Genomic DNA, 23,725 nt, shown 5'->3' on the forward strand with positions numbered 1-23,725 from the left:
TGCGCGAGGTTCTCCGGGTCGCACGCAGCCTACGGCCGCAGCCGGCTTGCGATGTGCGGTCGCGGCGGCGGACCGTCGAGCAGGCCAAGGACGGCGTCCATATCGAGGTGCGACGCCAACAGCTCGGCGGCCACATCCAGCTGGGCGTCGCGCCGCGCCACGACGTCGGTGTCGTCGGCCACGACGAAATCACGACCGGCGGCCTCGGCCACCGTGGTCAGCCAGTCGCGGCGAAAGTCGTCGTTGTCGAGCAGCCCGTGCCAGTGGGTGCCGAACACCGCGCCGTGCGCGAGACCGTGCAGGTCGTCGCCCGCCTGAAACCACGGCTCGTTTACGTAGCGGGCCAGCCGGCCGTGGTGGATTTCGTATCCACGCAGCGGCCGCTCCCAGCGCCGCAGCACCTTGGCTTGCGCGAACACGATGTCGGCGTCCAGCAGGCCCAGCCCGTCGACGACCCCGGCGCCGGACTCGACCCCGTCCTCGATGCGCCGGCACAGCATCTGGAATCCCCCGCAGATGCCCAGCACCGGCTTGCCGGCCCTGGCGTGGGCGACGATCCCGTCGGCCAGGCCGCGTTCGCGCAACCATGCCAGGTCCGCGACGGTCGCCTTGCTGCCCGGCAGCACCACCAGGTCGGCGTCGGACAGGTCGACCGGGTCGGAGATCCAGCGCACCAGCACCCCCGGCTCGCAGGCCAGCGCCTCGATGTCGGTCGAGTTGGAGATTCGGGGCAGCCGAACGGCGGCCAACTTCAGCCACTCGCCGCCGCGCGGCGGCGCCGGCCTGCCGACGACGCGGTGCGCGATGACCGAGAGCGAGTCCTCGGCATCCAGCCAGAGCTCATCGGCGTAGGGCAACACCCCATAGGTCGGGCGGCCGGTCAGGTCGAAGAGTTGCCGCAGTCCCGGCTCGAGCAGCGCGGGGTCGCCGCTGAACTTGTTGACGACGAAGCCCGCGATCAGCGCCTGGTCTCCCGCCTCGAGCACCGCGACCGTCCCGAACAGATGAGCCAGCAAGCCGCCGCGGTCGATGTCGCCGACCAGGATGACCGGTAGTTGCGCGGACCTGGCCAATCCCATGTTCGCCAAATCTGTTGCACGCAGGTTGATTTCGGATGGAGATCCGGCACCCTCACAGATCACCACATCGAATTCCTCACGCAGCGCCGCCAAGTCGTCAGCCACAACTTGGGCGAGCCGGTCGCGGTGCCCGAAATAGCTTGCGGCGCTGACCGAGTCTGCGACGCTACCCCGGATCACCAGCTGCGACGTCCGGTCGCTGCCCGGTTTCAGCAGGATCGGGTTGAACCGCACGCTGGGCTCCAGCCCCGCGGCGCGGGCCTGAATCGCCTGGGCCCGGCCGATTTCGCCGCCCTCGACGGTGACCGCCGAGTTGTTCGACATGTTCTGCGCCTTGAACGGCGCGACCCGCACGCCGTCGCGGGCCAGCAGCCGGCACAGGCCGGCGACCACCACCGATTTCCCGGCATCGGAGCTGGTGCCCGCGACCAGCAGCGCGCCGTTCAAGCGATCACGGCAGCGTCAGGATCTCGGCGCCGGTATCGGTGACGAGCAGGGTGTGCTCGAACTGTGCGGTCCACTTGCGATCCTTGGTGACCACGGTCCAGCCGTCGTCCCAGATCTCGTAGTCCAGCGTGCCGAGATTGATCATCGGCTCGATGGTGAACGTCATGCCCGGCTGGATCTCGGTGGTGACGGACGGTTGGTCGTAGTGCAGCACGACCAGCCCGTTGTGAAACGTGGTGCCGATGCCGTGGCCGGTGAAGTCGCGAACCACGTTGTACCCGAATCGATTTGCGTACGCCTGGATGACGCGGCCGACGACCGAGAGCGCACGCCCAGGCTTGACGGCGTTGATCGCGCGCGTCGTCGCCTCCCGGGTGCGCTCAACCAGCAGCCGGTGCTCCTCGGACACGTCGCCGGCCAGGAGCGTGGCGTTGGTGTCGCCGTGCACGCCGTCGATATAGGCGGTGACGTCGATGTTGACGATGTCGCCGTCGGCGATCACCGTCGAGTCCGGGATGCCGTGGCAGATCACCTCGTTGAGTGACGTGCAGCACGACTTCGGGTAGCCCTTGTAGCCCAGGGTCGAGGGGTAGGCGCCGTTGTCGACCATGTACTCGTGCGCGATGCGGTCCAGCTCGTCGGTGGTCACCCCGGGCGCGACGGCCTTGCCCGCCTCCTCGAGTGCGCGGGCCGCGATCCGGCCCGCGACGCGCATCTTCTCGATTACCTCCGGCGTCTGCACCCACGGCTCGGTGCCCTCTTTGGCGGTCGGCTTCCAGGCGTATTCGGGGCGCGGGATGCGGTTTGGCACCGGCAGAGTCGGGGACAACACGCCGGGCGAAAGCGCGGTGCGAACAGGCATCCCGCTAGCTTAATCGCAGGCGGCGCGCCCCCGTCGGCCGTCGAGTGTGTGCTCAGGGCCTTGAGTGTTGCGCTGGGCGGCATTTCGCCCGCCGTTTTCCCGCCGAGAGCGCACACTCGACGCCGCCAGTCCGGGCGCCGTCAGCGCACGCGCGACGGCCAGCGCAGCGAGCGGCGCGGTCCCCGGATGGTCACCGAGCCGCACACCACCCGCCCGGTCAGCACCACATGCGGCCTGCCCTCACCGGGGGCATCCTTGCGGCGGTCACGGGCGCTGCCCCCGTAGACCTCGACGTCGTCGATCGAGGCGCTGGCGCCCTCGGGCAGCCAGATGTCGACCGAGCCGAACCGAACGTCGAGCTCGACGACCACCACCGGGCCGGCGAACCGCGCCTTGGTGAGCTCAAGTTTGACCGACCCCAACCGGCGTACCAGCGCCAACCGGGTGGGCACCGTCCATTCGCCATGCCGCCGCAGCGAGCCGGCCCAGCCGCGCAGCTCGACCCGATCCGCCGCCGAGCTGACGATCGCGCCCGGCCCGGGCAGGTCGCCGACCAGGCCGTCCAGCTCACCCTGGGTACGCGCATGGGACACCCGCGACGAGCGCTGCTCGAACTCGTCGATATCGATCAGGCCGAGCGCAACGGCGTTGTGCAGTCGCCGCATCGTGCCGTTGCGGTCCGCATCGGAGACGCGCAGCGTCACCATGTCCCCGCCGGTATCGGTCATCTACGCAATTTACCGCCGGTTCGGCTTCAGGTCAGATAGCCCGGCGGCAGCGACTCGAACATGAATTTGGTCATCCGGACCGCCCACTCGGAGCTGCCACCCCCGACGATCAACGCGGCGAAGGCTAGGTCGCCGCGGTATCCGGCGAACCACGAGTGCGATCCTCCCGGGAACTCGGCCTCACCGGTCTTGCCGTAGATCTCGCCGCAGCCGTTGATCTCCTTGGCGGTCCCGTTGGTGACCACCAACCGCATCATCGGCCGCAGCGCGTCGATCATCTTCGGGCTGATCGGGGTGCTGTCACCCTCGACCGTCGTCGGATGGCCCGCGATCAGTTGCGGCACAGGGGTTTTCCCGGCCGCGACGGTGGCCGCCACCAGAGCCATGCCGAACGGACTGGCCAGCACCCGGCCTTGGCCGAAACCGTCTTCGGTGCGCTCGGCCATGTCCACCGTCGGCGGCACCGAACCGGTCACCGTGGTGATGCCGTCGACCGTGTAGTCGAGACCGATCCCGTATTCGGCGGCGGTCTGCGTCAGGCCCCGGGGCGGCATCCTGCTGCTCAACTCGGCGAACGTGGTGTTGCACGAACTGGCGAACGCGCGGGACATCGACACCACACCGAGGTCGAAGCCGCCGTAGTTCGGCACGGTCCGATGTCCGATGTCGAGATGGCCCGGGCAGCCGACCATCGAGTTGGGCGTGGCCATGTCGCGGTCGACGGCGGCGCCGGCAGTGATCATCTTGAACGTCGACCCGGGCGGAAAAAGGCCGTTGGTGGCCGGCAGCCCGTCGGCGTCGGCGCCGCCGTTCTGCGCGATCGCGAGGATCTCCCCGGTCGACGGCTTGATCGCAACGATCATCGCCTTGCCGCCCTTGTTGTCCACCGCGCGCTGGGCGGCGTTCTGCACCAGCCGGTCCAGCGTGATCGACACCGACGGGGCCGGCGCTCCTTCCACCTCGTGCAGCACCGCGACGTCGACGCTGTTCTGGTTGACGCTGACCACCCGCCAACCCGCCTGACCGTCGAGTTGGTCGATCACGGCCTTCTTGACCTGACCGACCACGGCGGGCGCGAAATGCGGGTCGGTCGCCAGCATGTCGGCCTGCGGTGTGACGACGATGCCGGGCAGCCTGCCGAGCGCGGGAAACACCTTGTCGTTATCGGCCGGAAGCAGCGTCACGCCCAGGTCCACCTGGTTGGGTGTCGAGCTGGCCTGCTCGGCCAGCAGCTGCGGGTCGGTCAGCGTGTCGTTGAAGGGCCGTAGCACGTCGACGATCGTGTGAGTGGTGAAACTCAGCGACTGCGGGGGTCCGGCCTTGGTGGCGTCCAGCGTGTAGTGGTAGCGATACCCCGGCGCCAGCACATCACTGCCGCCGAGCTCGTTCACCGAGGCCCGCCGCGGCTGATCGGCGCGCAACGCGAAGGTCTGGTGCTCCCCGAGCTTGGGATGGAGCCCGGTGGGCGTCCAGCGCACCTCCCAGTGCCCCTCGTCACGGGCCATCTTCAACTGGCCGTCATAGCTCCACACCCGGTTTTTGGGCAGGTGCCAGCTGAACCGATAGTCGACCGTGCCGGTGTCCTCGGCGTACTTGGAGCTGAGGATCTGCGCGTCGAGGTGGGTCGCCTGCAGCCCGGCCCAGGCCGCGTTGAGCGCCTCGCGGGCCTCGTCGGGGTTGTCGCTGAGTTGGGCGGCCGTCGCGGTGTCGCCAATGGCCAAGGCGCGGAAGAACTTCTCCGCGGCCGGGCCCGGACCGTCGCGCCGCGGCGTGCAGCCGGACAGCGCGACGGCCGCGACGAGCAGCAGGGCCGCGGCAACCGAAACGGCTGATACTGGTGAGGTTTTTGTGGCCATCGTTACTGATGTTAAGAACTGAGCCGGTTGCACCGGCGCCGACACACCGAGACCTCACCGTGATGTGGCGCGTGCTACCCCGATTTCCGGGTACCTCGACTCAGACGAGGCAACAGTTCAGGAGGCGGCAATGGCGCGAGGCACGAGAGGACCCAACAAGACTGACAACCTGCGCCGGGTCAGCGTCAACCCGCCGCGCTGGCGCAGGGGCCGATGGCTACTGGTTACCGAGGCCGTCGTTGTGACGATGATCGGCCTAGCCGGATTGCTAGGAGTCGTTTTCGGCGCGCCCACCGGGGCCGGCTTCTCGCTGGTCGGTATCCCGTTGACCGCGACGCTGAGCTGGGTGATGGTGGGCCACGGCGCGGCCGCGGCCCTATCGGCGACGCATCGGCGCTTGGCGTTGCTGTTCTGTGCGGTCACTGCCACGGTCACGCTCGGCTTCGTGATCGTGGCCGCGGTAGCCGGTGTTCATCAGTCCCCAGGACCGATGGGGTTCACCCCCGCGACCATCCTGTGGTGGGCTGTTTTGTTCTGCTACAACTTCGCACTGGGCTTCTGGCTGATTCCCGACCGCATCGAGGGTCCCGCGTGGATACCCCGGCGCCGCACGGCTGGACGCCCCAGCAGACCCGAGGGGAAACCCGGCTAGTCCAGCAGGACGGTGGCGAAGGTGCCAACTTCGGCGAAGCCCACCCGGGCGTAGGCGGCCCGGGCCACCTCGTTGAAGTCGTTGACGTAGAGGCTGGCGATGCGCCCGCTGCCGACGATCACCGCGGACAGCATCGCGGTGCCGCGAGCTCCGAGGCCGAGGCCGCGCCACTCCGGATGCACCCAGACGCCCTGGATCTGGCCGACCGCGGGCGATTGCGATCCCACCTCGGCCTTGAAGACGACCTGACCGTGCTCGAAGCGGGCCCAGGCGCGGCCGGCGGCGATCAGGCTGGCCACCCGGCGGCGGTAGCCGCGACCGCCGTCGCCGAGCCGCGGGTCGATGCCGACCTCCCCGATGAACATGTCGACCGCGGCCACCAGGTAGGCGTCCAGCTCCTCCGGCCGCACCTGGCGCACCTCGGTGTCGAGGTCACACATCGGGTGCTTGGCCAGCGCCATCAGCGGTTGGCGTTCACGCACGTCACGCGCCGGGCCCCAGGCCGTCTCGAGCCGCTCCCACATCGGCAGCACCAGGCTGGCCCGCCCGACCAGCGAGGAGCAGCGCCGGGTCCCGCTCATCGCCTCGTCGGCAAAAGCATTCAGGTCGGCCGGCAGCCCCCGCAGCGGGATCAGGTTGGCGCCGGCGAAGCACAGCGACTCGTCCGCGCCGCGACGGGTCCACAGCTCCCCACCGATCGCGCCGGGATCGATGCCGTGATCGGCGACTCGGGAGGCGACCATGCAGGACCCGATCGGGTCCTCGTCCAATACCCGCCACACCGCGGCGGCGTCACGCACCACGGACACCCGTCTGTCGCCGACGAGGCGAAACAGGGGCGGTGCCGACATCTGGCGAACTCTCTGTGGTGCGAACGACAGGGCCAGTAAGACCGAAGCTGGCTCTATCAGCTTACGGTGACAACGGGCGTCCCGCTTGCTGTTGTGCCAGGACCGTTATCACTTTCCTCGCCCAATTCGGAAGCCAACCGCATCGCCTCTTCGATCAGCGTCTCGACGATCTGTGCTTCCGGCACCGTCTTGATCACCTCGCCGCGAACGAATATCTGGCCCTTGCCATTTCCGGAGGCCACGCCGAGATCGGCCTCGCGGGCCTCCCCCGGACCGTTGACGACGCAGCCCATCACCGCGACCCGCAGCGGCACGTCGAGCCCGTCCAGGCCCGCTGAGACGGCGTTGGCCAGGGTGTAGACGTCGACCTGCGCGCGACCGCACGACGGGCAGGAGACGATTTCCAGCCCGCGCGGCCGCAGGTTCAGCGACTCGAGAATCTGAATGCCGACCTTGACTTCCTCGACCGGCGGCGCCGACAGGGACACCCGGATGGTGTCGCCGATGCCGCGGCTCAGCAAGGCGCCGAAGGCTACCGCCGACTTGATGGTGCCCTGGAAGGCCGGACCGGCCTCGGTCACACCGAGATGCAGCGGGTAGTCGCACTGAGCGGCCAGCTGCTCGTAGGCGGCGACCATCACGACGGGGTCGTTGTGCTTGACGCTGATCTTGATGTCGCCGAAGCCGTGCTCCTCGAACAGCGACGCCTCCCACAGCGCCGACTCGACCAGCGCCTCGGGTGTGGCCTTGCCGTACTTCTCCATGAACCGCTTGTCCAGGGAGCCGGCATTGACGCCGATGCGGATCGGAATACCGGCCGCGCCGGCCGCCTTCGCGACCTCGCCGACCCGGCCGTCGAACTCCTTGATGTTGCCCGGATTAACCCGCACCGCGGCACATCCGGCGTCGATCGCGGCGAAGATGTACTTCGGCTGGAAGTGGATGTCGGCGATCACCGGGATCTGGCTGTGCCGGGCGATCTCAGCCAGCGCGTCGGCATCCTCCTGACGCGGGCAGGCCACCCGGACGATGTCGCAACCCGCGGCCGTCAGCTCGGCAATCTGCTGCAGCGTCGTGTTGACGTCGTGGGTCTTGGTGGTGCACATCGACTGCACCGAGATCGGGGAATCACTGCCGACCCCGACGTCGCGGACCATCAATTGGCGCGTCTTACGCCGGGGCGCAAGCGTGGGCGCCGGCGCCTGCGGCATGCCCAAGCCAATGTCCACTGTTCGACTTCCTTCGGGTGGTTACGGAAATGGTTACTGAAAGAGCCTGATCGGGTTGACCAGGTCGGCGGTCACGGTCAGCAGCATGTAACCGACCACGAACACCAACACCACGTAGGTCGCCGGCATCAGCTTGAGGTAGTTCACCGGCGCCGCCGCGACCATGCCGCGAGCCGACCGGATGACGTTGCGGATCTTTTCGAACACCGCGACGGCGATGTGCCCGCCGTCGAACGGCAGCAGCGGCAACAGGTTGATCGCGCCCAGGATCAGGTTCAGCTGCGCCAGGAAGAACCAGAACGCTACCCATAACCCGTGGTCGACGGTGTCGCCGCCGATGATGCTGGCGCCGACAACGCTCATCGGCGTCTGCGGATCGCGCTGTCCGCCGCCGATCGCATGCACCAGCGCGCCGACCTTGCCCGGGATCGCGATCAGCGCCTTGCCCACCTCGGCCGTCAGGTCGCCGGTGAAGGCGAAGGTGGCAGGGATGGCGCCGAGCACGCCGTAGTGGGTCGGCGCGACTTTGACGCCGCCCACGCCCATGGCGCCGACCGTCGAGGGCGCGGACTTCGCGTCCTGCCCGCTGCCCAGGTAGCGCTGGGTTTGGGCGATGTCGACGTAGGCCGTGATCGGGGTGCCGTCGCGTTCGACGACGACCGGGACGGTGCCGTGCAGCTTGCGGATCGCGGCGGCCATCTCGTCGAAGGTGGACACCGTGGTGTCGCCGACCTTGACGACGACGTCGCCGGGGCGGATGCCGGCCAGCGCCGCCGGGCCGGGACCGGTGCAGTCGCCGAGCTTGCCCGGCGCGACTTCCGGTGCAATACAAGCGGTCTCGCCGACGATCGCCCGCGTGGGCGGGTGGAGGTTGGGCAGTCCCCAGATCAGGGCGATCACGTAGATCAGGACCAGGCAGATGATGAAGTTCATGCCCGGGCCGGCGAACAGCACCGCGACCCGCTTCCACGTCTTCTGCTTGTACATCGCGCGTTCGGTCTCGTCGGGCGCCAGCTCCTCGACCGGGGTCATCCCGGCGATGTCGCAGAAGCCGCCCAGCGGCACGGCCTTGACGCCGTACTCGGTCTCGCCGCGCCGGGTCGACCACAGTGTGGGGCCGAAGCCGACGAAATACCGGCGCACCTTCATGCCGGTCGCACGCGCGACCCACATGTGGCCGCACTCATGCAGGGCCACCGAGATCAGGATGGCCAGCGCGAACAGCACAATGCCGATTGCGAACATCATCAGGCGCTAGGACCTTTCTAAGACCATTCCCGAGACCTTTTCCGAGACTGCAGCGGGGCGTGTCGTTGCGACCGAGCGCTGCGCTCGCTCCCGCGCCCAGCGCTGGGCGTCTAGTACCTCATCCACGTTAGCCGGTGTTACGGCCCATTGGTCGGCGGCGCTCAGCACGTCGGCGATTGTTCTGACGATGGCCGGAAAGCCGATACGACCGTCCAGGAAGGCGGCCGCGGCCTCTTCATTGGCGGCGTTGTAGACCGCGGTCATGCAGCCGCCCGTCTCCCCGGCGTGGCGGGCCAGCTCGACAGCCGGGAAAACGTCGCTGTCCAACGGCTCGAATTCCCAGGTAGACGCGGTGGTGAAGTCGCAAGACGCGGCCGCGCAGGGCACCCGCCGCGGCCAGCCCAGCGCCAGCGAGATGGGCAGCCTCATGTCCGGCGGGCTGGCCTGGGCGATCGTCGAGCCGTCGACGAACGTGACCATTGAATGAACAATCGACTGAGGGTGCACCACGACCTCGATGCGGTCGTAGGGCACACCAAACAGCAGGTGCGTTTCGATGAGTTCGAGTCCCTTGTTCACCAGCGACGCCGAGTTCAGCGTGTTCATCGGGCCCATCGACCAGGTCGGGTGGGCACCGGCCTGCTCGGGGGTGACGGCCTCCAGATCGGCGGCCGCCCAGCCCCGAAACGGTCCACCCGAGGCGGTCAGCACCAGCTTGGCGACCTCGTCGGGCTCGCCGCCGCGCAGGCACTGGGCCAGCGCCGAGTGCTCGGAATCGACGGGCACGATCTGCCCCGGTCGCGCCGCCTTCAGGACCAGTGGACCGCCGGCGATCAGCGATTCCTTGTTGGCCAGCGCCAGCCGGGCCCCGGAGTGCAGCGCCGCCAGGGTCGGTCGCAGGCCCAACGCCCCGACCAGGGCATTGAGCACGACGTCGGCCTGGGTCTCCTCGACCAGCCGGGTGACCGCTTCCGGACCGTGGAAGGGCACGTCACCGAGCGTTGCGGCGGCGCGCTCGTCGGCGACGGCGATGTTGGTCACCCCGGTCTCGGCGCGTTGACGGGCCAGCGTGTCCGGGTTCGACCCGCCGGCCGCCAGCCCGACGACCTCGAAGCGATCCGGGTTGGCGGCGATGACGTCCAGCGCCTGGGTGCCGATGGAGCCGGTGCTGCCCAGCACGAGCACGCGGATCGGGGCGTCGGCCGTCGCGTCGGTGGTAGGCGTGGTCACTCACTCATTGTGCCCCCTGGACGTTCCCTGCCTTGCCCCTGCGCTCAGGGCGGGAAATCCGCCGAAATAGCGCCGTGGACACAGACTGAAAGCCTGGAGTGCAGTCTCGACGCGGCGAGTGCCGCCGGTGATGCCGTGTGCCAGAATCTGTGAGCAGAAGACGATCCGATCCGAAGGGAATCGCCGTGGCCAATACCGAGTTGGAGCACTACAACGGCGTCGACCCCGCCGAGGTGCCATCGGCCGCGTGGGGGTGGAGCAAGATCAACACCCGCACCTGGCACGGCGTCGGGGTGTTCGGCGTCATCTTCTTGCTAGCGATGCTGCGCGGCAATCACGTCGGCCACGTCGAGGACAACTTCCTGATCGGGTTCGCGGTCCTCGCCCTTTTCATCCTGATCCGCGACATCTGGGGTCGCCGGCGCGGCTGGATCCGCTAGCGCCGCGCGCGTCGGTGCCAGGCGCTCACCAACGCCGCGGCCGCCACCAGCGCGACCAGCGCGACGATCCACGGCCACATACCGTGCTGGTGCACCCAGCCGGCCAGCGCACCCTGAAACCGGCCGGCCCCCAGAATCACCGCGTCCCGGGGATCGGCCGCGGCGCTACGCAGCCGTAGCTCGTAGAGGCCGTAGTAGCCGACGTAGAGCCCGACCAGGATCAGCAGCGCACCGCCGATCCGGTTGACGAACGGCAGGATGCGCCGCAGCCGGTCGGTCAACGCTGAGCTCGCGGTCGCGGCAGCGACGGCGAGCACGCCAACCACCAGGGTCAGACCGGCGACGTACGCCAAGTAGATCGTCACGCCGGTGAGCACCGATCCGCTGCGCAAGCCCGCGGCGGTGACCGCCAGGAACGGCCCGATCGTGCATGACAGCGACGCGATCGCGTAGCTGATGCCGTAGCCGTACATGCCGGTCAGTCGCGTCGGGGCCCACCGCGGCCCCAGCGACCGCGGCGTCAACGCGGTCAGTTCCCGCCCCGAGAGCAGCCAAATCCCAAGCGCGACAAGAACAATCCCGATCACCACGGTCGCGTACGGCAGGTATCGCTGCACCACTGTGGCCGCCGAGATGGTCAGCGCGCCAAACACCGCGAACACCGTGAGGAACCCGAGCGCCATGCCGGCGGTGGCGGCCAGCGCCCGCCCCAGGCCGCCTAGCGGACCGGGGCCCGCACCGTCGCGCTGGCCGCGCACCACGAGCAGCAGGTAGGCGGGCAGCATCGCGAACCCGCACGGGTTCACCGCGGCCACCAATCCGGCAGCGAATGCCAGACCGACCAGCCCCTGGTTCACTTCAGCGCGGCCACCCGGCCGGCCAGTTCCTGCTGGGACATCGCCGAGGTGGGGTTGTTGACGAACGTCGAGCTGCCGTCCGCCCGGTAGAACACGCAGGCCGGCTGCCAGGGCGCGTTATAGCGGGCCCAGATCGAGCCGTCGGCGTCGTTGAGATTGGTGAACTTCAGGCCGTACTTGGAGACGAAGGCCTGTTCCGCGCCGACGTCCGAGTGCCCGGCGATGCCGATGAACGTGACACCGGGATTGGCCGCCGCCACCTGGCCCACGCCCGGCGCCTCGGCGTTGCAGAACGGGCAGAACGGCGCCCAGAACCACAGCACCGCCGGTTTCCCCTGGAGGCTGGCGCCGTTGAACGGCGCTCCGCTCAGCGTGGTGCCGCTGAACTGCAGCCGATCGTCGGCGGCCTGCGCCCGCGGTGCGGCCGACACCAGGGCAACCGCGACAAGCCCCGTCAGGATGAACGCGGCAAACATCTTGAACCGTGCTAACAAGCGAATCGTCATGCCAACCCCTTTGCTGGACTGCTACTTCAGATCACGGGGTACCCACCTGCCCGGTTCAGCGCTCCTCGAAGGCCAACTGTCCACAGGCGGTACCCGAACCGCCTGAGCTCCAGCTACCCGCCTTCGGCGGCCAACTGTCCACAGGCGGCGCTGATCTCGCGGCCCCGGGTGTCGCGGACCGTGCACGACACACCCTTTGCCCGCACCCGCCGGACGAACTCGCGCTCGGTGTCCTTGGGGCTGGCGTCCCAGTCGCTGCCCGGCGTCGGGTTGAGCGGAATCAGGTTCACGTGCACCAACGGACCAAGAGCGCCGTGCAGTCGCTTGCCGAGCAGGTCGGCCCGCCACGGCTGATCGTTGACGTCGCGAATCAGTGCGTACTCGATCGACACCCGCCGGCCGGTCACGTCGCCGTAGTAGCGAGCGGCATCGAGCGCCTCGCTGATCTTCCAGCGGTTGTTGACCGGGACGAGCGTGTCGCGCAGTTCGTCGTCCGGTGCGTGTAGCGACAGCGCCAGCGTCACGCCCAGCCGTTCGTCGGCAAGCTTGCGGATCGCCGGGGCCAGGCCGACCGTCGACACCGTCACCGAGCGGGCCGAGATGCCGAAGCCGTGCGGCGGCGCGTCGGTGATGCGCCGCACCGCGGCCAGCGTCCTGGCGTAGTTGGCCAGCGGCTCCCCCATACCCATGAACACCACGTTCGATAGCCGGTCACCGAACTCGTCGCGCAGCGCCACCGCGGCGGCGCGCACCTGCTCCAAAATCTCGGCCGTCGATAGGTTGCGGGTCAATCCGCCCTGGCCGGTCGCGCAGAAGGGACACGCCATGCCACAACCGGCCTGCGACGAGATGCACACGGTGTTGCGCTGCGGATAACGCATCAGGACCGACTCGAAGGTGGTTCCATCGATCGCCCGCCACAACGTCTTTCGCGTCTGACCGGCGTCGCAGGTGATTTCGGTGGCGGCGGTGAGCAGGGTCGGGAACATCGTCTGGGCGACCACGTCGCGTACGGCCGCCGGCAGGTCGGTCATCTGCCGTGGATCGGCGATCAGCCGGCCGTAGTACTGGTGGGCGAGCTGCTTGGCCCGAAACGCCGGCAGCCCGAGCTCCGCGACGGCAGCCGCCCGGCCCCCCGCGTCGAGGTCGGCGAGGTGGCGCGGCGGCCTGCCCGCGCGCGGTTCTTCGAACACCAGTTGTTGGACCATGACCTGTCCAGTATCGGTCAGCGGCGGGCAGCCTAGGCAACCAAGGTGAGCACGATCCAGGCCGCGACCGCCGAGGGCAGCACGCCGTCGAGCCGGTCCATCAAGCCGCCGTGGCCGGGCAGCAGCCGCCCCATGTCCTTGATGCCGAGGTCGCGCTTGACCTGGGATTCGACCAGGTCACCGAGCGTGCAGCTGAGCACCAGGACGAGGCCCAGCAGCGCACCGATCCATACCGGTTTGCCGGCGAGCAGGGTGGCGGCCAGGATCGCCGCGGTGATCCCGCACACCAGTGAGCCGACGAATCCCTCCCAGGACTTCTTCGGGCTGATCGCCGGGACCATCGGATGTTTGCCGAAGAGCGCTCCCACGGCATATCCACCGGTGTCGGACGCAACGACGGTGAGCATCAGGCAGAACACCCGTCCCGCGCCGTCGTGGGGATAGACGAGCAAGACGCCGAAGGAGGCGAACAGCGGGACCCAGGCGGCCAGGAAGACGGTGGCCGATGCGTCGCGCAGGTAGTTCGACGACGAGCCGGCAGCGGAATCACTGCGGCTGGGATCCGGCATGAACAGTCGCCAGACATTGCAGGCCACGACCGTGGCGCCGAAGCCGGCCAACGCGCCGGCGGCGTGGAATGGCCAGGTCAGCCAGACGGTGACCTGGCCACCGATCAGCAGCGGGATGACCGCAATGACGTAGCCGGCCTCGCGCAGCCGTCGCACCACCTCGTGGCTGGCCACGAGAATCGCGATGGCGACGATCAGCACCCAGAACCGTGGAGCGAATACCAGCGTGGCGACCAGCAGCCCGCCGATCGCGGCGCCTACCGCGATCGCGGCAGGCAGGTCGCGTCCGGCCCGCGATGTCTTCTTAGCGGGTTTCTGCAGGGTGTTTTCGGCCCCCCGCGCGGACTCGTCTGGCGGGGTGCCTGGACCGGCATCGAAGGTTGACAATGTCTGGGTTGCTGAGCGGCCCCTAGACCTCCAGCAGCTCGCCTTCCTTGTGCTTGACCAGCTCGTCGATCTGGTTGACGTACTGCTGGGTGGTTTTGTCCAGGTCCTTTTCGGCGCGGCCGACCTCGTCCTCGCCGGCCTCCCCGTCCTTGCGAATCCGGTGCAGTTCCTCCATCGACTTGCGCCGGATGTTGCGCACCGAGACCTTCGCGTCCTCGCCCTTGCCCTTGGCCTGCTTGACCAGCTCGCGGCGGCGTTCCTCGGTCAGCTGCGGTACCGCCACCCGGATCAGGGTGCCGTCGTTGCTGGGATTCACCCCGAGGTCGGAGTTGCGGATCGCCGTCTCGATCGCGTGCAGCTGGCTGGCCTCGTACGGCTTGATGACGACCAGCCGGGCCTCCGGAACGTTGATGCTGGCCAGCTGGGTGATCGGGGTGGTGGTTCCGTAGTAGTCGATGACGATCCGGGAGAACATGCCCGGGTTGGCGCGGCCGGTCCGGATGGTCGACAAGTCGTCACGGGCCACGGATACGGCCTTTTCCATCTTCTCTTCGGCGTCGAAGAGAGCCTCATCAATCATCGCGTCTTCCCCTCAAGTGGTAACCAGCGTTCCGATCTTCTCACCAGCGACCGCCCGAGCGATATTGCCGTTAGTCAGCAGGTTGAACACCAAGATCGGCATCCCATTGTCCATACACAGGCTGAACGCGGTGGCATCGGCTACCCGCAGCCCGCGGTCGATGACCTCCCGATGGCTGATGGCGGTGAGCAACTCGGCCTCGGGATTCACCCGCGGGTCCTCGGTGAACACCCCGTCGACGGCCTTGGCCATCAGCACCACGTCGGCGCCGATCTCCAGGGCGCGCTGCGCGGCCGTGGTGTCGGTGGAGAAGTACGGCAGCCCCATACCGGCGCCGAAGATCACGACGCGGCCCTTCTCCAGGTGGCAGACGGCGCGCAACGGGATGTAGGGCTCGGCCACCTGACCCATCGTGATGGCGGTCTGGACGCGGGTGTCGATGCCTTCCTTCTGCAGAAAGTCCTGCAGCGCAAGGCTATTCATCACGGTGCCGAGCATGCCCATGTAGTCCGACCGGGTGCGCTCCATGCCGCGTTGCTGAAGTTGTGCACCGCGGAAGAAGTTGCCGCCGCCGATCACGACGGCCACCTGCACGCCGTCGCGGACCACCTCGGCGATCTGGCGGGCCACCTGCGCCACGACATCGGGATCCAGCCCGACCTGGCCGCCGCCGAACATCTCGCCGCCGAGCTTGAGCAACACTCGCGAGTACTTGGCGCGCGGCTGGCCGGAGGGTTGTCCGTGGTCGGGTGAAGAGGTCGGCACGCCGTTGGTGCTGGTGGGCTCGGGCTGCGTCATCAGACTCCTCGCATGACAGTGCCATCCCAGGCTCGGTGGCACAGGGACCCGACCCGGAACGGCAATTCATATCCTGCCCCATCGCAGCACAATCTGGCGCCAGCGGGGTGGATTATTTGCGCGGCTGGCGGGCCGGGTCGTTACCGGAAGCCGTCTGCGCAGGTCACAGACGGATGGGGCGCCGTCACGACTTTGCTTCCGGCATCGGATGTTTGAGGTCCCGACGGCCTGGGAATCCGCATGAACGCGGCGGGGAGATCGTGGTCTTGAGAAGCAGGGCCGGAATACGCCGCGCCACGAAATCGATCGTTAGCCGATCGTACGAGCGCGTCAGTCGCTCGCCTCTCGTACGCCACTGAGGAGGAGTTAGTTCATGGCGGACAAGGAAAACTCTGGACCCGCGGAAGCCGTCAAGGGCGTTGTCGAAGACGCCAAGGGCAAGGTCAAGGAAGCTGCCGGCGCGCTCGCCGGTCGCGACGACCTCACCCGTGAGGGCCAAGCTCAGCAGGACAAGGCGGAAGCCCAGCGCGACGCGGCCAAGAAGGAAGCCGAAGCCGAGGCCGCCCGCGGCGCCGCGACGGTAGCCGAGGAACGGCAGAAGGCCAACCAATAGCTTGATTCCAAGATGGGTCCGGCCCGAATTGACGGGCCGGACCCGTCGATATTTCCGGGCCGTTTTCAAGCCCACCCACTTCGGCGGGCATTAGCCCGAACGTGAGCAACAAAGAAGGCATAGTTAACTCCTGAATGGGGTACTCAGCGCTGCGCTAGCGGACATCTCCCTGAGGTGCCGAAGCGGTCGGGGGCGGCGACAGACCCTCATGAGGTTTGGAGATGTCTTTGGACGTGCTACTGCTTTCCAATGCCGACGATTTCGCATCGGCGTTGCCCACCTTGCAGACGTTGACGCAAACCATTCGCCGGGCCCCACTCTCCGAAGACCTCGACGCACATCATGACAGTGCTGACGTGGCCATCATCGACGCGCGCACCGATCTGGCGGCGGCCCGCAGCGTGTGCCGCGGCCTGACGGCCAATGTGCCGGGCATCGCGGTCGTGGCTGTCGTCGCCCCGGCGCACTTCGCGTCGGTGGACGTCGACTGGCGCCTCGACGACGTGATGCTGCCCGCCACCGGCGCCGACGAGCTGGAGGCGCGGTTGCGCCTGGCAATCAAACGACGTCGCAGCGCGGTGGACGGCTGCCTGAAGTTCGGTGACCTCGTCCTGCACCCCTCGAGCTTCGCCGCGTCACTGTCCGGCAAGGATCTCAGCCTGACGGTCACCGAGTTCAGATTGTTGAATTTCCTTGTGCAACATGCCGGTCGGGCCTTCAGCCGCACCCGTCTGATGCACGAGGTATGGGGATACGACTCCAACGGACGGGTCCGTACCGTCGACGTTCATGTGCGTCGGCTGCGCGCAAAGCTAGGCAGCGAACACGAATCGATGGTCGACACCGTGCGCGGTGTCGGCTACATGGCGGTGACGCCGCCCTATCCGCAGTGGATCGCCAACGAGACCACGCCGAGCCCCGACCTCAACGGCCGCGGACACCGCTGAATCGCAGCGTTGTTCAACTACTTTCGATTGTCACGCGAAGACCGGTAGCGCACGCATGCGTGCCAGCGCATCCATTCCCTGCTGAATGCCGTCTTGGACCTCCCGGTACTTTTCGTCGACGTAGTCGTCGTCCTCGGCGCGTGCGGGATCGTGGTCCAGCTCGACCGCCGGCAGGAACCGCGTCCTGATCTTGGCGGGCAACGGCAGCTGCGGAAGCGCGGCCGGCGCGATGCCCCACGGCAGTGAGATCGCCAGCGGAAAGACCTTGAGCCGCAGCAGCCGGTCGAGACGCAGTGCCTTCGACAGACGATCACCGCGGATCAACACCGGCATCGCGTCCGCACCGCCGACGGTCGCGATCGGCACAATCGGCACGCCGGCTCGAATCGCCATCTTCACGAAGCCTTTGCGCCCCGCGAGGTTGGCCTGATCGCGCTCGATCCAGGGGCGCAGCGAATCCACTTCTCCGCCAGGCCATAGCGCGACGTCTCGTCCCTCGGCGAGCGCCGTGGCGATGGCGTCCGGAGCTGCCGGAAGCACACCCATCGATCGGAAATAGCGGCCGAAAAGTGGGATCGCCATCAACGCATCGTGAGCGGTGCCGTGCAAGGTGCGTTCCGGGCCGAAGTGCCGCCACCATTGCAGACCGACAGTCCAGGCATCCCAGACGAACGGGGCGCCGGAGTGAATCCCGACCAACAGCGCCGGGGGCTCGGGGATGTTCTCCCAGCCGTCGATCTCCATCCGAAACCAATAGTCGACCAACAGATTCCAAGCGAACTTCTGGCGTTGCAGGGCGGTCTCGTCCTGGCCGCTGAGATCCCATTGGGCGGCACGCTGCGCCACCCAGCCGGTCAATCCACCACGGTGCTCGTCGCGCTTTTCTTCCATCGTCGCGCGGGCCTGTTCGGCATGCTGTTGGGCTTGTTCGCGCACCGCGGCCGGCCTGTGATCTGTGTTACCCATTCCTGCCGGGTACCCCGTTGAGCGGCGGTCAATTCAGCGGATTGTCGGGCGAAAACGCTTGGCAAGTCGACTATTACGCAGACCTCACCGCGCCACGATGGGTGGCGCGGGGAGGGTGTGCGGCAACTAGGCCTTGGTCAGGCTTAGGTGTTCGCGCGCGCGTTGGGAGCAGGGCTCGGTAACGCACCTGGCGCCGGGCTGGTGTTCGGTGCCATACCCGGCTCCGAACCACCCTGCATGTTCGACGTCCAGATCAGGATGTCTTGCGTGCCCTCGTTGTAGACCACGCCGTTTGGCGGCGCGCCGGTCACGTCGAAGTACAGCGTGCCGGTCGACTCGCTGCCCTGCGGGATCGGCGCCGGGTTGAGGCTGCCCGGAGCGCCCACCTTGTCGATCACCCGGTAGTTCTGGCCGTTGGGTCCGCGGGCGATGAAGTCGTTCACCATCGGGGTGACCACCCCGCCGTCCGACCGTGCGGTGACGTCAGCCTGGTAGAGCGTGCCCTTCGGGGTATCGCCCGGGATGGTCACGTTGCTCGGCTGCAAATTGCTCACCGTGTAGTCGGTGACCAGCGGTCCCGCGATGAGCTGCTGGCTGGTGCCGAAGCCCTGGATGTTGGGCGCTGCGGCCGCCGTCGCCGCACTAAACGCGCTGACAGCAGCAATACCGGCGGCTCCGATGACCGTTTTCATAGCAGTAGAAGTGAACTTCATTGCTAATTACCTCTCAGTTCCGTCGTTTCATTGTTTCCCCGCGATGATTTCCCTCCGGCACGGATTATCATCGCACCATTTCCGCATAACCAATACGCCACGAGGCCAAACATCGGAGCGTTGAGCTGCGACAACAGCAGACCACGTGATCGCAACCGGTTCGCCACAGAACGCGCACACACCTCAAGCGTCAAATTCAGCCTCAAATGCCACAGCGGAGCCCTGTAGCACAAATAGAAATTCCCCGGGGTAAATAGCGCGGGGAACTTCGTGGCGAATTCGCTGATCGCCGGGGGTCTACACGTGGCGCGTCCAGACCAGGAAATCGTCTTCGCGGTCGGTGTACACCACGCCGATCGGCTGCTGGCCGGTCACGTCGAAGTACAACTCTCCGGTCCTCTGTAGGCCTTGATCCATCGGGCTGGGGTCAAGACCGCCCGGGACCGGTCCTTGGTTCACGACCGGATAGACGGTGCCGTTGAACGCTCTCGCCGCGAAACGAGAAATCTGCGGCTGGACCGTTCCGGCGTCCGATTTCGCCGTTACGTCGGCCTGGTAGAGCCGCCCGGCGGGCTGGAATCCCGGGATCGTCACGTCGCTGGGCCGCAGGTTGCTCACCGTGTAGTCGGTGATCAGCGGGCCGTCGACTGCCTGTTCGGTAGCCCCAAAGCTCTGCACGTTGGCCGGCGCGGGCCCGGCCGTCAGGATGCTCGCCCCGGCGATTCCCGCGGCGCCAAGAGCCGCTCTCAGTGTCCTCGTGGTGAATGTCATTGTGGCCCCCCATCTCTGGTGCGTGTCCTGTCTACGCCGATACCCGTGGGGGTCCGAGGGTCAAACGGGGGGCTCGCCGAATTGAGGCGACGTTCAAGCGCCGTGCGCGCCGGTGTTACTTGATATTCGCCGCGACGTAATGACATCGCGTTGGGCGGTGCCTGCGTCGCACCGACGCGCAAATATGTCAAGATCGCTGACATGGTTGCGACCGAAGATGCTCCGCTGGGTTACCTGCTCTACCGGGTGGCGGCCGTGCTGCGACCCGAAGTTGCGGCCGTGTTGAGCCCGCTCGGCCTGACGCTTCCCGAATTCGTTTGTCTGAGAATACTTTCGATGTCGCCGGGGCTATCCAGCGCCGAGCTGTCGCGCAGCACCAACGTCACACCGCAGGCGATGAACACGGTGCTGCGCGGGCTGGAAGAGGGTGGGGCGGTGGAACGGCCGGCGTCGGTGTCCTCCGGGCGTGCGCTGCCGGCCACCCTGACCGGTCAGGGGCGCGCGCTGCTGAAACGTGCGGAGGCCGCGGTTCGGGGCGCCGACGACCGCATTTTGGGCAAGCTGACCGCGACGCAGCAGCGCGAGTTCAAGCGCATGCTGGAAAAGCTCGGGTCCGACTGACCCCGGTTAGCCCGCCGCCTGGATGCGCGCCCACGGCCGCGCCTCTTCGAGCTCGTAGGCCAGTTCCAGCAGCAGCGCGTCCTGCCCCAGGTCCGCGGCGAGCATCATGCCGACCGGCATCCCCTCCGCCGACTGCGCCATCGGCAACGAAATCGCCGGGTCACCGGTGACATTCTGCAGCGGTGTGAATGCCACCCAGTCGATCAGGCGATCCATGACCTGCTGGTATTCGGTGGGCGCGAGGTGGCCGACGCGCGGCGTCAGGTCGGCGAGCGTCGGCGTGAGCAGCGCGTCATAGGTCTGGTAGAACTCGGCGCTGAACCGCCGCATTCTGCGCAGCCGCAGGATCGCCCCCGGCAGCCGATGCAGGTTGCGGGCGGTGTGCCGCTCCAGGCCGAGTGTCAGGGCGTCCAGCCGGGTCCGGTCGAACGTGTCGCCGAACACGCGCTTCCCGGTGCGCACCTGCATCAGCGCGAGAAATCCCCAGTACAAAACGAAGTCGTCGACGAAGCTGTCCGGCACCGGTTGGTGATCGATGTGTTCGACACGGTGTCCCAGCTCTTCGAGCACCCCGGCGGTCTTGAGGGTCAGCTCCCGCAATTCCGGGCCACACTCGCGCAGCACCGAACGCGTGGCCACCGCGATGCGCAACCGCTGGCGACCGGGCCCGGTGACGTCTCCGACCGGCGCCAGCTTGGCATTACGCCAGATGCGTTCGGCTTCCCGGTAGAAGGCCGCGGTGTCGCGCACGGAGCGGGTCAGCACGCCGTTGGCGACGATGCCCACCGGCATCCGGCGCAGCTCCGCGTCAAGCGGTAACCTGCCGCGCGACGGCTTGAGACCGACAATCCCGTTGCAGGCGGCCGGGATTCGGATCGAGCCGCCGCCGTCATTGGCGTGTGCGATCGGCACCACCCCGGCAGCGACGAACGCGCCCGATCCCGACGACGAGGCCCCGGCGGTGTACTCGGTGTCCCACGGGTTGCGTACCGGCCCGAGACGGGGATGCTCGGCGGCTGCGCTGAACCCGAATTCCGACATCTGGGTTTTGCCCAGCGGCGTCGGTCCGGTGGCCAGATACACCCGGGTAAACTCGCCATCGGCAACTGCGTTGCGCGGCGCCCACGCATCGGCACCCCGCATCGTCGGCTGGCTGGCGACGTCGACGTTGTCCTTGAGGAACGTCGGGACGCCTTCGAAAAACTGGGCAGAACCGCTCGACGGCGGGGCCGACGCGGCTTTGCGAGCCTGCTCAAATGCCTTGTACGCCAAGCCGTTCAGGGCAGGGTTGACGGCCTCGGTGCGAGCGATCGCCGCATCGACGGCCTCAACTCTGTCGACCCAGCCGGCCCGGATGGCATCGCTGAGCCCGACAGCGTCGAGATCACCGAGGGCATCGTCACCGAAAGCGTGCACACGTCGCATAGTTATTGACGCTAGCCGCTGACGTTTACTGCTCGGCGCATGGCCCGCCTCCTCAGCGGCCGCTGCACGGCCGCATCGTCACCGGGCGGGGCAATGGCCCGCCTCCTCAGCGGCCGCTGCACGGCCGCATCGTCACCGGGCTAAGCCTGACCCACCTCGAAGCGGACGAACCGGGTCACCGTGACACCGGCCTCGTCGAGCAGAGCCTTGACGGTATTCTTGTTGTCGGACACCGACGGCTGCTCGAGCAGCACGACGTCCTTGAAGAAGCCGTTCAGCCGGCCCTCGACGATCTTGGGCAACGCCTGCTCCGGCTTGCCCTCTTCTTTCGCGGTCTCCTCGGCGATGCGCCGCTCACTGGCCACCACGTCCGCCGGCACGTCCTCGCGGGTGAGGTAGCGCGCCTTGAGCGCGGCGATCTGCAGCGCCACGGCGTGCGCGGCCTCGGCCCCTGAAGCCCCCGAGCCGGTGTACTCGACGAGCACGCCGACGGCCGGAGGCAAGTCCGCGGCCCGCTTGTGCAGGTAGGTCTCGACGGTGCCGTCGAAGAAGGCGGCCCGGCGCAGTTCCAGCTTCTCGCCGATCTTTGCGGACAGGTCGGCGACGGCCTGCTCGACCGTCTTCGTCGTCGACCCGCCAGAAATGGAAGCGGCCTTGAGGGCGTCAACGTCGACAGCCTTGGATTGGGCTGCCGCGGAGACGATCTCGTCGGCCAACTTCTGGAACTCGGCGTTCTTGGCGACGAAGTCGGTCTCGCTGTTCAGCTCGATCAGCGCGCCGTCCTTGGCCGCGACCAGACCTTCGGCCGTCGCGCGCTCGGCACGCTTGCCGACGTCCTTGGCACCCTTGATCCGGAGTGCCTCGACGGCCTTGTCGAAGTCGCCGTCGCTTTCGGCCAGTGCGTTCTTGCAGTCGAGCATGCCGGCACCGGTGAGCTCACGAAGACGCTTGACGTCGGCAGCGGTGAAGTTCGCCAATGATCAGCCTTCCTACGAGGATTCCGTTGTTTCGGTTGCAGCTCCAACGGCGTCGGTGGTGGCTGTGGTGGTCGCGGTCGTGGTCGCCGAAGCCAGCAGCTCCTGCTCCCATTCGGCGAGCGGCTCGGCGGCCTCCGCCTCGGGCTTGCCGTCGCCGCGGCCGACACCGGCACGCGCCTGCAGGCCCTCGGCGACCGCGGAGGCGATCACCTTGGTCAGCAGCGCCGCCGAGCGGATCGCGTCGTCGTTGCCCGGGATCGGGTAGTCGACCTCGTCGGGGTCGCAGTTGGTGTCCAGGATCGCGATGACCGGGATACCGAGCTTGCGGGCCTCGCCGACGGCGATGTGCTCCTTGTTGGTGTCGACGACCCAGATCGCCGACGGCACCTTGGCCATGTCGCGGATACCGCCGAGGCTGCGGTCCAGCTTGTTCTTCTCGCGGGTCAGCATCAAGATTTCCTTCTTGGTGCGCCCTTCGAAGCCACCGGTCTGCTCCATCGCCTCGAGCTCCTTGAGGCGCTGCAGACGCTTGTGCACGGTGGAGAAGTTGGTCAGCATGCCGCCCAGCCAGCGCTGGTTCACGTACGGCATGCCGACGCGGGTCGCCTCGGCCGCGACGGACTCCTGGGCCTGCTTCTTGGTGCCGACGAACAGCACGCTGCCACCGTGGGCGACGGTCTCCTTGACGAACTCGTACGCCTGGTCGATGAAGGTCAGCGTCTGCTGCAGGTCGATGATGTAGATGCCGTTGCGGTCGGTGAAGATGAACCGCTTCATCTTGGGATTCCAGCGACGGGTCTGGTGCCCGAAGTGGGTGCCGCTGTCGAGCAGCTGTTTCATGGTCACGACGGCCATGGTGATGCCATTCCTTTATGTCGGTTGTCGCCCGGCATCGGCTGAAGCCAGGCCCTGGCGCCTGCTGCGATGCCGGACCCTGTTAAGGGACCGCCCGGCACGCGGTGCGAACTCCTAGTGGAACGGGAGACGCGGGGCAGACGCGCGAAGTCAGCCCACGAATGAGCTGCGTTCAGCAGTTTACACCGACTCAGCTGGTGCTTTTCCCCAGCACGTATCCACAGTGCGGCGGGCGTGCACAGCTTGGGCCAACGTGGGTAGCCGTGTCGCCGAAGCCACGCTGAACTTGTGGGGTGCGGTGGGCGGTGCT

Annotated in this window: 25 protein-coding genes; 5 read left to right on the top strand and 20 right to left on the bottom strand. The window is 67.6% G+C overall.

The window, feature by feature from the left end:
• Nucleotides 1–29: 29 nt before the first annotated feature.
• The 4 genes from G6N54_RS08365 to G6N54_RS08380 form a co-directional block, all read right to left on the bottom strand.
• Complete coding sequence (locus G6N54_RS08365; RefSeq protein WP_163789637.1) at nt 30–1,526, bottom strand: cobyric acid synthase; 1,497 nt, start codon at nt 1,524–1,526, stop codon at nt 30–32.
• Nucleotides 1,527–1,530: 4 nt separating this feature from the next.
• A complete protein-coding gene (gene map / locus G6N54_RS08370; RefSeq protein WP_163789638.1) occupies nt 1,531–2,388 on the bottom strand; it encodes a type I methionyl aminopeptidase in 858 nt (285 codons plus the stop codon).
• A 140-nt stretch (nt 2,389–2,528) separates the two neighbouring features.
• Entirely contained in the window at nt 2,529–3,116 is a 588-nt protein-coding gene (locus tag G6N54_RS08375) for a DUF1707 SHOCT-like domain-containing protein (protein WP_163789639.1), read from the bottom strand.
• Nucleotides 3,117–3,142: 26 nt separating this feature from the next.
• Nucleotides 3,143–4,972 (bottom strand): penicillin-binding transpeptidase domain-containing protein, encoded by a 1,830-nt coding sequence (locus G6N54_RS08380; RefSeq protein WP_163789640.1) that lies wholly within the window; start codon nt 4,970–4,972, stop codon nt 3,143–3,145.
• 130 nt (nt 4,973–5,102) lie between these two features.
• Here G6N54_RS08380 and G6N54_RS08385 point away from each other — a divergent pair, with 130 nt between their 5' ends.
• The gene (locus tag G6N54_RS08385; RefSeq protein ID WP_163789641.1) at nt 5,103–5,624 is read left to right on the top strand and encodes a divalent metal cation transporter; all 522 of its coding nucleotides are present in this window, start codon (nt 5,103–5,105) and stop codon (nt 5,622–5,624) included.
• Here G6N54_RS08385 and G6N54_RS08390 read toward each other — a convergent pair.
• Genes G6N54_RS08390 through dxr form a run of 4 tightly spaced genes read right to left on the bottom strand, consistent with a single transcriptional unit; the run spans nt 5,621 to nt 10,182 of the window.
• Nucleotides 5,621–6,475, bottom strand: a complete 855-nt coding sequence (locus tag G6N54_RS08390; protein ID WP_163789642.1) for a GNAT family N-acetyltransferase — start codon at nt 6,473–6,475, stop codon at nt 5,621–5,623. The genes G6N54_RS08385 and G6N54_RS08390 overlap by 4 nt on opposite strands.
• A 56-nt stretch (nt 6,476–6,531) precedes the next feature.
• The gene (gene ispG / locus G6N54_RS08395; protein WP_163789643.1) at nt 6,532–7,704 is read right to left on the bottom strand and encodes a flavodoxin-dependent (E)-4-hydroxy-3-methylbut-2-enyl-diphosphate synthase; all 1,173 of its coding nucleotides are present in this window, start codon (nt 7,702–7,704) and stop codon (nt 6,532–6,534) included.
• A gap of 33 nt (nt 7,705–7,737) precedes the next feature.
• Entirely contained in the window at nt 7,738–8,952 is a 1,215-nt protein-coding gene (locus tag G6N54_RS08400) for a M50 family metallopeptidase (protein ID WP_163789644.1), read from the bottom strand.
• Between the two features lie 6 nt (nt 8,953–8,958).
• Nucleotides 8,959–10,182, bottom strand: a complete 1,224-nt coding sequence (gene dxr, locus G6N54_RS08405) for a 1-deoxy-D-xylulose-5-phosphate reductoisomerase (protein WP_163789645.1) — start codon at nt 10,180–10,182, stop codon at nt 8,959–8,961.
• 185 nt (nt 10,183–10,367) lie between these two features.
• Here dxr and G6N54_RS08410 point away from each other — a divergent pair, with 185 nt between their 5' ends.
• Nucleotides 10,368–10,622: a DUF2631 domain-containing protein gene (locus tag G6N54_RS08410; RefSeq protein ID WP_163789646.1), complete on the top strand. Its 255-nt coding sequence runs from the start codon at nt 10,368–10,370 to the stop codon at nt 10,620–10,622.
• Here G6N54_RS08410 and G6N54_RS08415 read toward each other — a convergent pair.
• From G6N54_RS08415 to pyrH, 6 genes are all read right to left on the bottom strand, one after another.
• Entirely contained in the window at nt 10,619–11,479 is an 861-nt protein-coding gene (locus G6N54_RS08415) for a cytochrome c biogenesis CcdA family protein (RefSeq protein ID WP_163789647.1), read from the bottom strand. The two genes, G6N54_RS08410 and G6N54_RS08415, sit on opposite strands and share 4 nt — an antisense overlap.
• The gene (locus tag G6N54_RS08420) at nt 11,476–11,985 is read right to left on the bottom strand and encodes a protein disulfide oxidoreductase (RefSeq protein WP_163789648.1); all 510 of its coding nucleotides are present in this window, start codon (nt 11,983–11,985) and stop codon (nt 11,476–11,478) included. The genes G6N54_RS08415 and G6N54_RS08420 overlap by 4 nt, the downstream gene beginning before the upstream one ends.
• Before the next feature lie 113 nt (nt 11,986–12,098).
• Nucleotides 12,099–13,193, bottom strand: coding sequence for a 23S rRNA (adenine(2503)-C(2))-methyltransferase RlmN (gene rlmN, locus G6N54_RS08425; protein ID WP_163789649.1), 1,095 nt, complete (start codon nt 13,191–13,193; stop codon nt 12,099–12,101).
• A 32-nt stretch (nt 13,194–13,225) separates the two neighbouring features.
• Nucleotides 13,226–14,149, bottom strand: a complete 924-nt coding sequence (locus G6N54_RS08430; protein WP_163789650.1) for a phosphatidate cytidylyltransferase — start codon at nt 14,147–14,149, stop codon at nt 13,226–13,228.
• A gap of 22 nt (nt 14,150–14,171) precedes the next feature.
• Complete coding sequence (frr, locus tag G6N54_RS08435; protein ID WP_036468078.1) at nt 14,172–14,729, bottom strand: ribosome recycling factor; 558 nt, start codon at nt 14,727–14,729, stop codon at nt 14,172–14,174.
• 12 nt (nt 14,730–14,741) lie between these two features.
• Nucleotides 14,742–15,527, bottom strand: coding sequence for a UMP kinase (gene pyrH, locus G6N54_RS08440; RefSeq protein WP_163789651.1), 786 nt, complete (start codon nt 15,525–15,527; stop codon nt 14,742–14,744).
• A gap of 373 nt (nt 15,528–15,900) precedes the next feature.
• Between pyrH and mbp1 the strand changes: the two genes are divergently transcribed.
• Both mbp1 and G6N54_RS08450 read left to right on the top strand, forming a co-directional pair.
• Entirely contained in the window at nt 15,901–16,140 is a 240-nt protein-coding gene (gene mbp1, locus G6N54_RS08445) for a microaggregate-binding protein 1 (protein WP_163789652.1), read from the top strand.
• A gap of 221 nt (nt 16,141–16,361) precedes the next feature.
• On the top strand, nt 16,362–17,087 hold the full coding sequence (locus G6N54_RS08450; RefSeq protein WP_179969185.1) for a winged helix-turn-helix domain-containing protein: 726 nt from the start codon (nt 16,362–16,364) through the stop codon (nt 17,085–17,087).
• A gap of 30 nt (nt 17,088–17,117) precedes the next feature.
• Here G6N54_RS08450 and G6N54_RS08455 read toward each other — a convergent pair whose 3' ends face one another.
• The 3 genes from G6N54_RS08455 to G6N54_RS08465 form a co-directional block, all read right to left on the bottom strand.
• The gene (locus G6N54_RS08455; RefSeq protein ID WP_163789653.1) at nt 17,118–18,053 is read right to left on the bottom strand and encodes a lysophospholipid acyltransferase family protein; all 936 of its coding nucleotides are present in this window, start codon (nt 18,051–18,053) and stop codon (nt 17,118–17,120) included.
• 143 nt (nt 18,054–18,196) lie between these two features.
• Nucleotides 18,197–18,766 (bottom strand): MPT63 family protein, encoded by a 570-nt coding sequence (locus G6N54_RS08460; RefSeq protein ID WP_163789654.1) that lies wholly within the window; start codon nt 18,764–18,766, stop codon nt 18,197–18,199.
• Between the two features lie 297 nt (nt 18,767–19,063).
• Complete coding sequence (locus G6N54_RS08465; RefSeq protein ID WP_163789655.1) at nt 19,064–19,537, bottom strand: DUF1942 domain-containing protein; 474 nt, start codon at nt 19,535–19,537, stop codon at nt 19,064–19,066.
• Nucleotides 19,538–19,738: 201 nt separating this feature from the next.
• On the opposite strand from G6N54_RS08465, the gene G6N54_RS08470 reads away from it, so the two are divergent.
• Complete coding sequence (locus G6N54_RS08470) at nt 19,739–20,158, top strand: MarR family winged helix-turn-helix transcriptional regulator (protein WP_163789656.1); 420 nt, start codon at nt 19,739–19,741, stop codon at nt 20,156–20,158.
• A 6-nt stretch (nt 20,159–20,164) separates the two neighbouring features.
• Here G6N54_RS08470 and G6N54_RS08475 read toward each other — a convergent pair whose 3' ends face one another.
• The 3 genes from G6N54_RS08475 to rpsB all read right to left on the bottom strand — a co-directional run bounded on the left by G6N54_RS08475 (nt 20,165) and on the right by rpsB (nt 23,415).
• Nucleotides 20,165–21,583, bottom strand: a complete 1,419-nt coding sequence (locus G6N54_RS08475) for an amidase (RefSeq protein WP_163789657.1) — start codon at nt 21,581–21,583, stop codon at nt 20,165–20,167.
• Nucleotides 21,584–21,723: 140 nt separating this feature from the next.
• A complete protein-coding gene (tsf, locus tag G6N54_RS08480; RefSeq protein ID WP_163789658.1) occupies nt 21,724–22,560 on the bottom strand; it encodes a translation elongation factor Ts in 837 nt (278 codons plus the stop codon).
• Between the two features lie 12 nt (nt 22,561–22,572).
• A complete protein-coding gene (rpsB, locus tag G6N54_RS08485; protein ID WP_163789659.1) occupies nt 22,573–23,415 on the bottom strand; it encodes a 30S ribosomal protein S2 in 843 nt (280 codons plus the stop codon).
• Nucleotides 23,416–23,725 lie beyond the last annotated feature (310 nt).

The sequence above is a fragment of the Mycobacterium stomatepiae genome (assembly GCF_010731715.1).
Lineage (GTDB): Bacteria > Actinomycetota > Actinomycetes > Mycobacteriales > Mycobacteriaceae > Mycobacterium > Mycobacterium stomatepiae.

Bases quoted from the DNA above. Each gene is read 5' to 3' on its own strand.
- G6N54_RS08390 (WP_163789642.1), bottom strand. From the start codon at position 6,475: ATGTCGGCACCGCCCCTGTTTCGCCTCGTCGGCGACAGACGGGTGTCC.
- rlmN (WP_163789649.1), bottom strand. From the start codon at position 13,193: ATGGTCCAACAACTGGTGTTCGAAGAACCGCGCGCGGGCAGGCCGCCG.
- G6N54_RS08375 (WP_163789639.1), bottom strand. From the start codon at position 3,116: ATGACCGATACCGGCGGGGACATGGTGACGCTGCGCGTCTCCGATGCG.
- pyrH (WP_163789651.1), bottom strand. From the start codon at position 15,527: ATGACGCAGCCCGAGCCCACCAGCACCAACGGCGTGCCGACCTCTTCA.
- G6N54_RS08385 (WP_163789641.1), top strand. From the start codon at position 5,103: ATGGCGCGAGGCACGAGAGGACCCAACAAGACTGACAACCTGCGCCGG.
- G6N54_RS08470 (WP_163789656.1), top strand. From the start codon at position 19,739: ATGGTTGCGACCGAAGATGCTCCGCTGGGTTACCTGCTCTACCGGGTG.
- G6N54_RS08460 (WP_163789654.1), bottom strand. From the start codon at position 18,766: ATGAAGTTCACTTCTACTGCTATGAAAACGGTCATCGGAGCCGCCGGT.
- G6N54_RS08400 (WP_163789644.1), bottom strand. From the start codon at position 8,952: ATGATGTTCGCAATCGGCATTGTGCTGTTCGCGCTGGCCATCCTGATC.
- G6N54_RS08450 (WP_179969185.1), top strand. From the start codon at position 16,362: ATGTCTTTGGACGTGCTACTGCTTTCCAATGCCGACGATTTCGCATCG.
- mbp1 (WP_163789652.1), top strand. From the start codon at position 15,901: ATGGCGGACAAGGAAAACTCTGGACCCGCGGAAGCCGTCAAGGGCGTT.
- rpsB (WP_163789659.1), bottom strand. From the start codon at position 23,415: ATGGCCGTCGTGACCATGAAACAGCTGCTCGACAGCGGCACCCACTTC.
- G6N54_RS08455 (WP_163789653.1), bottom strand. From the start codon at position 18,053: ATGGGTAACACAGATCACAGGCCGGCCGCGGTGCGCGAACAAGCCCAA.
- G6N54_RS08475 (WP_163789657.1), bottom strand. From the start codon at position 21,583: ATGCGACGTGTGCACGCTTTCGGTGACGATGCCCTCGGTGATCTCGAC.
- G6N54_RS08380 (WP_163789640.1), bottom strand. From the start codon at position 4,972: ATGGCCACAAAAACCTCACCAGTATCAGCCGTTTCGGTTGCCGCGGCC.
- G6N54_RS08420 (WP_163789648.1), bottom strand. From the start codon at position 11,985: ATGACGATTCGCTTGTTAGCACGGTTCAAGATGTTTGCCGCGTTCATC.
- map (WP_163789638.1), bottom strand. From the start codon at position 2,388: ATGCCTGTTCGCACCGCGCTTTCGCCCGGCGTGTTGTCCCCGACTCTG.
- G6N54_RS08465 (WP_163789655.1), bottom strand. From the start codon at position 19,537: ATGACATTCACCACGAGGACACTGAGAGCGGCTCTTGGCGCCGCGGGA.
- frr (WP_036468078.1), bottom strand. From the start codon at position 14,729: ATGATTGATGAGGCTCTCTTCGACGCCGAAGAGAAGATGGAAAAGGCC.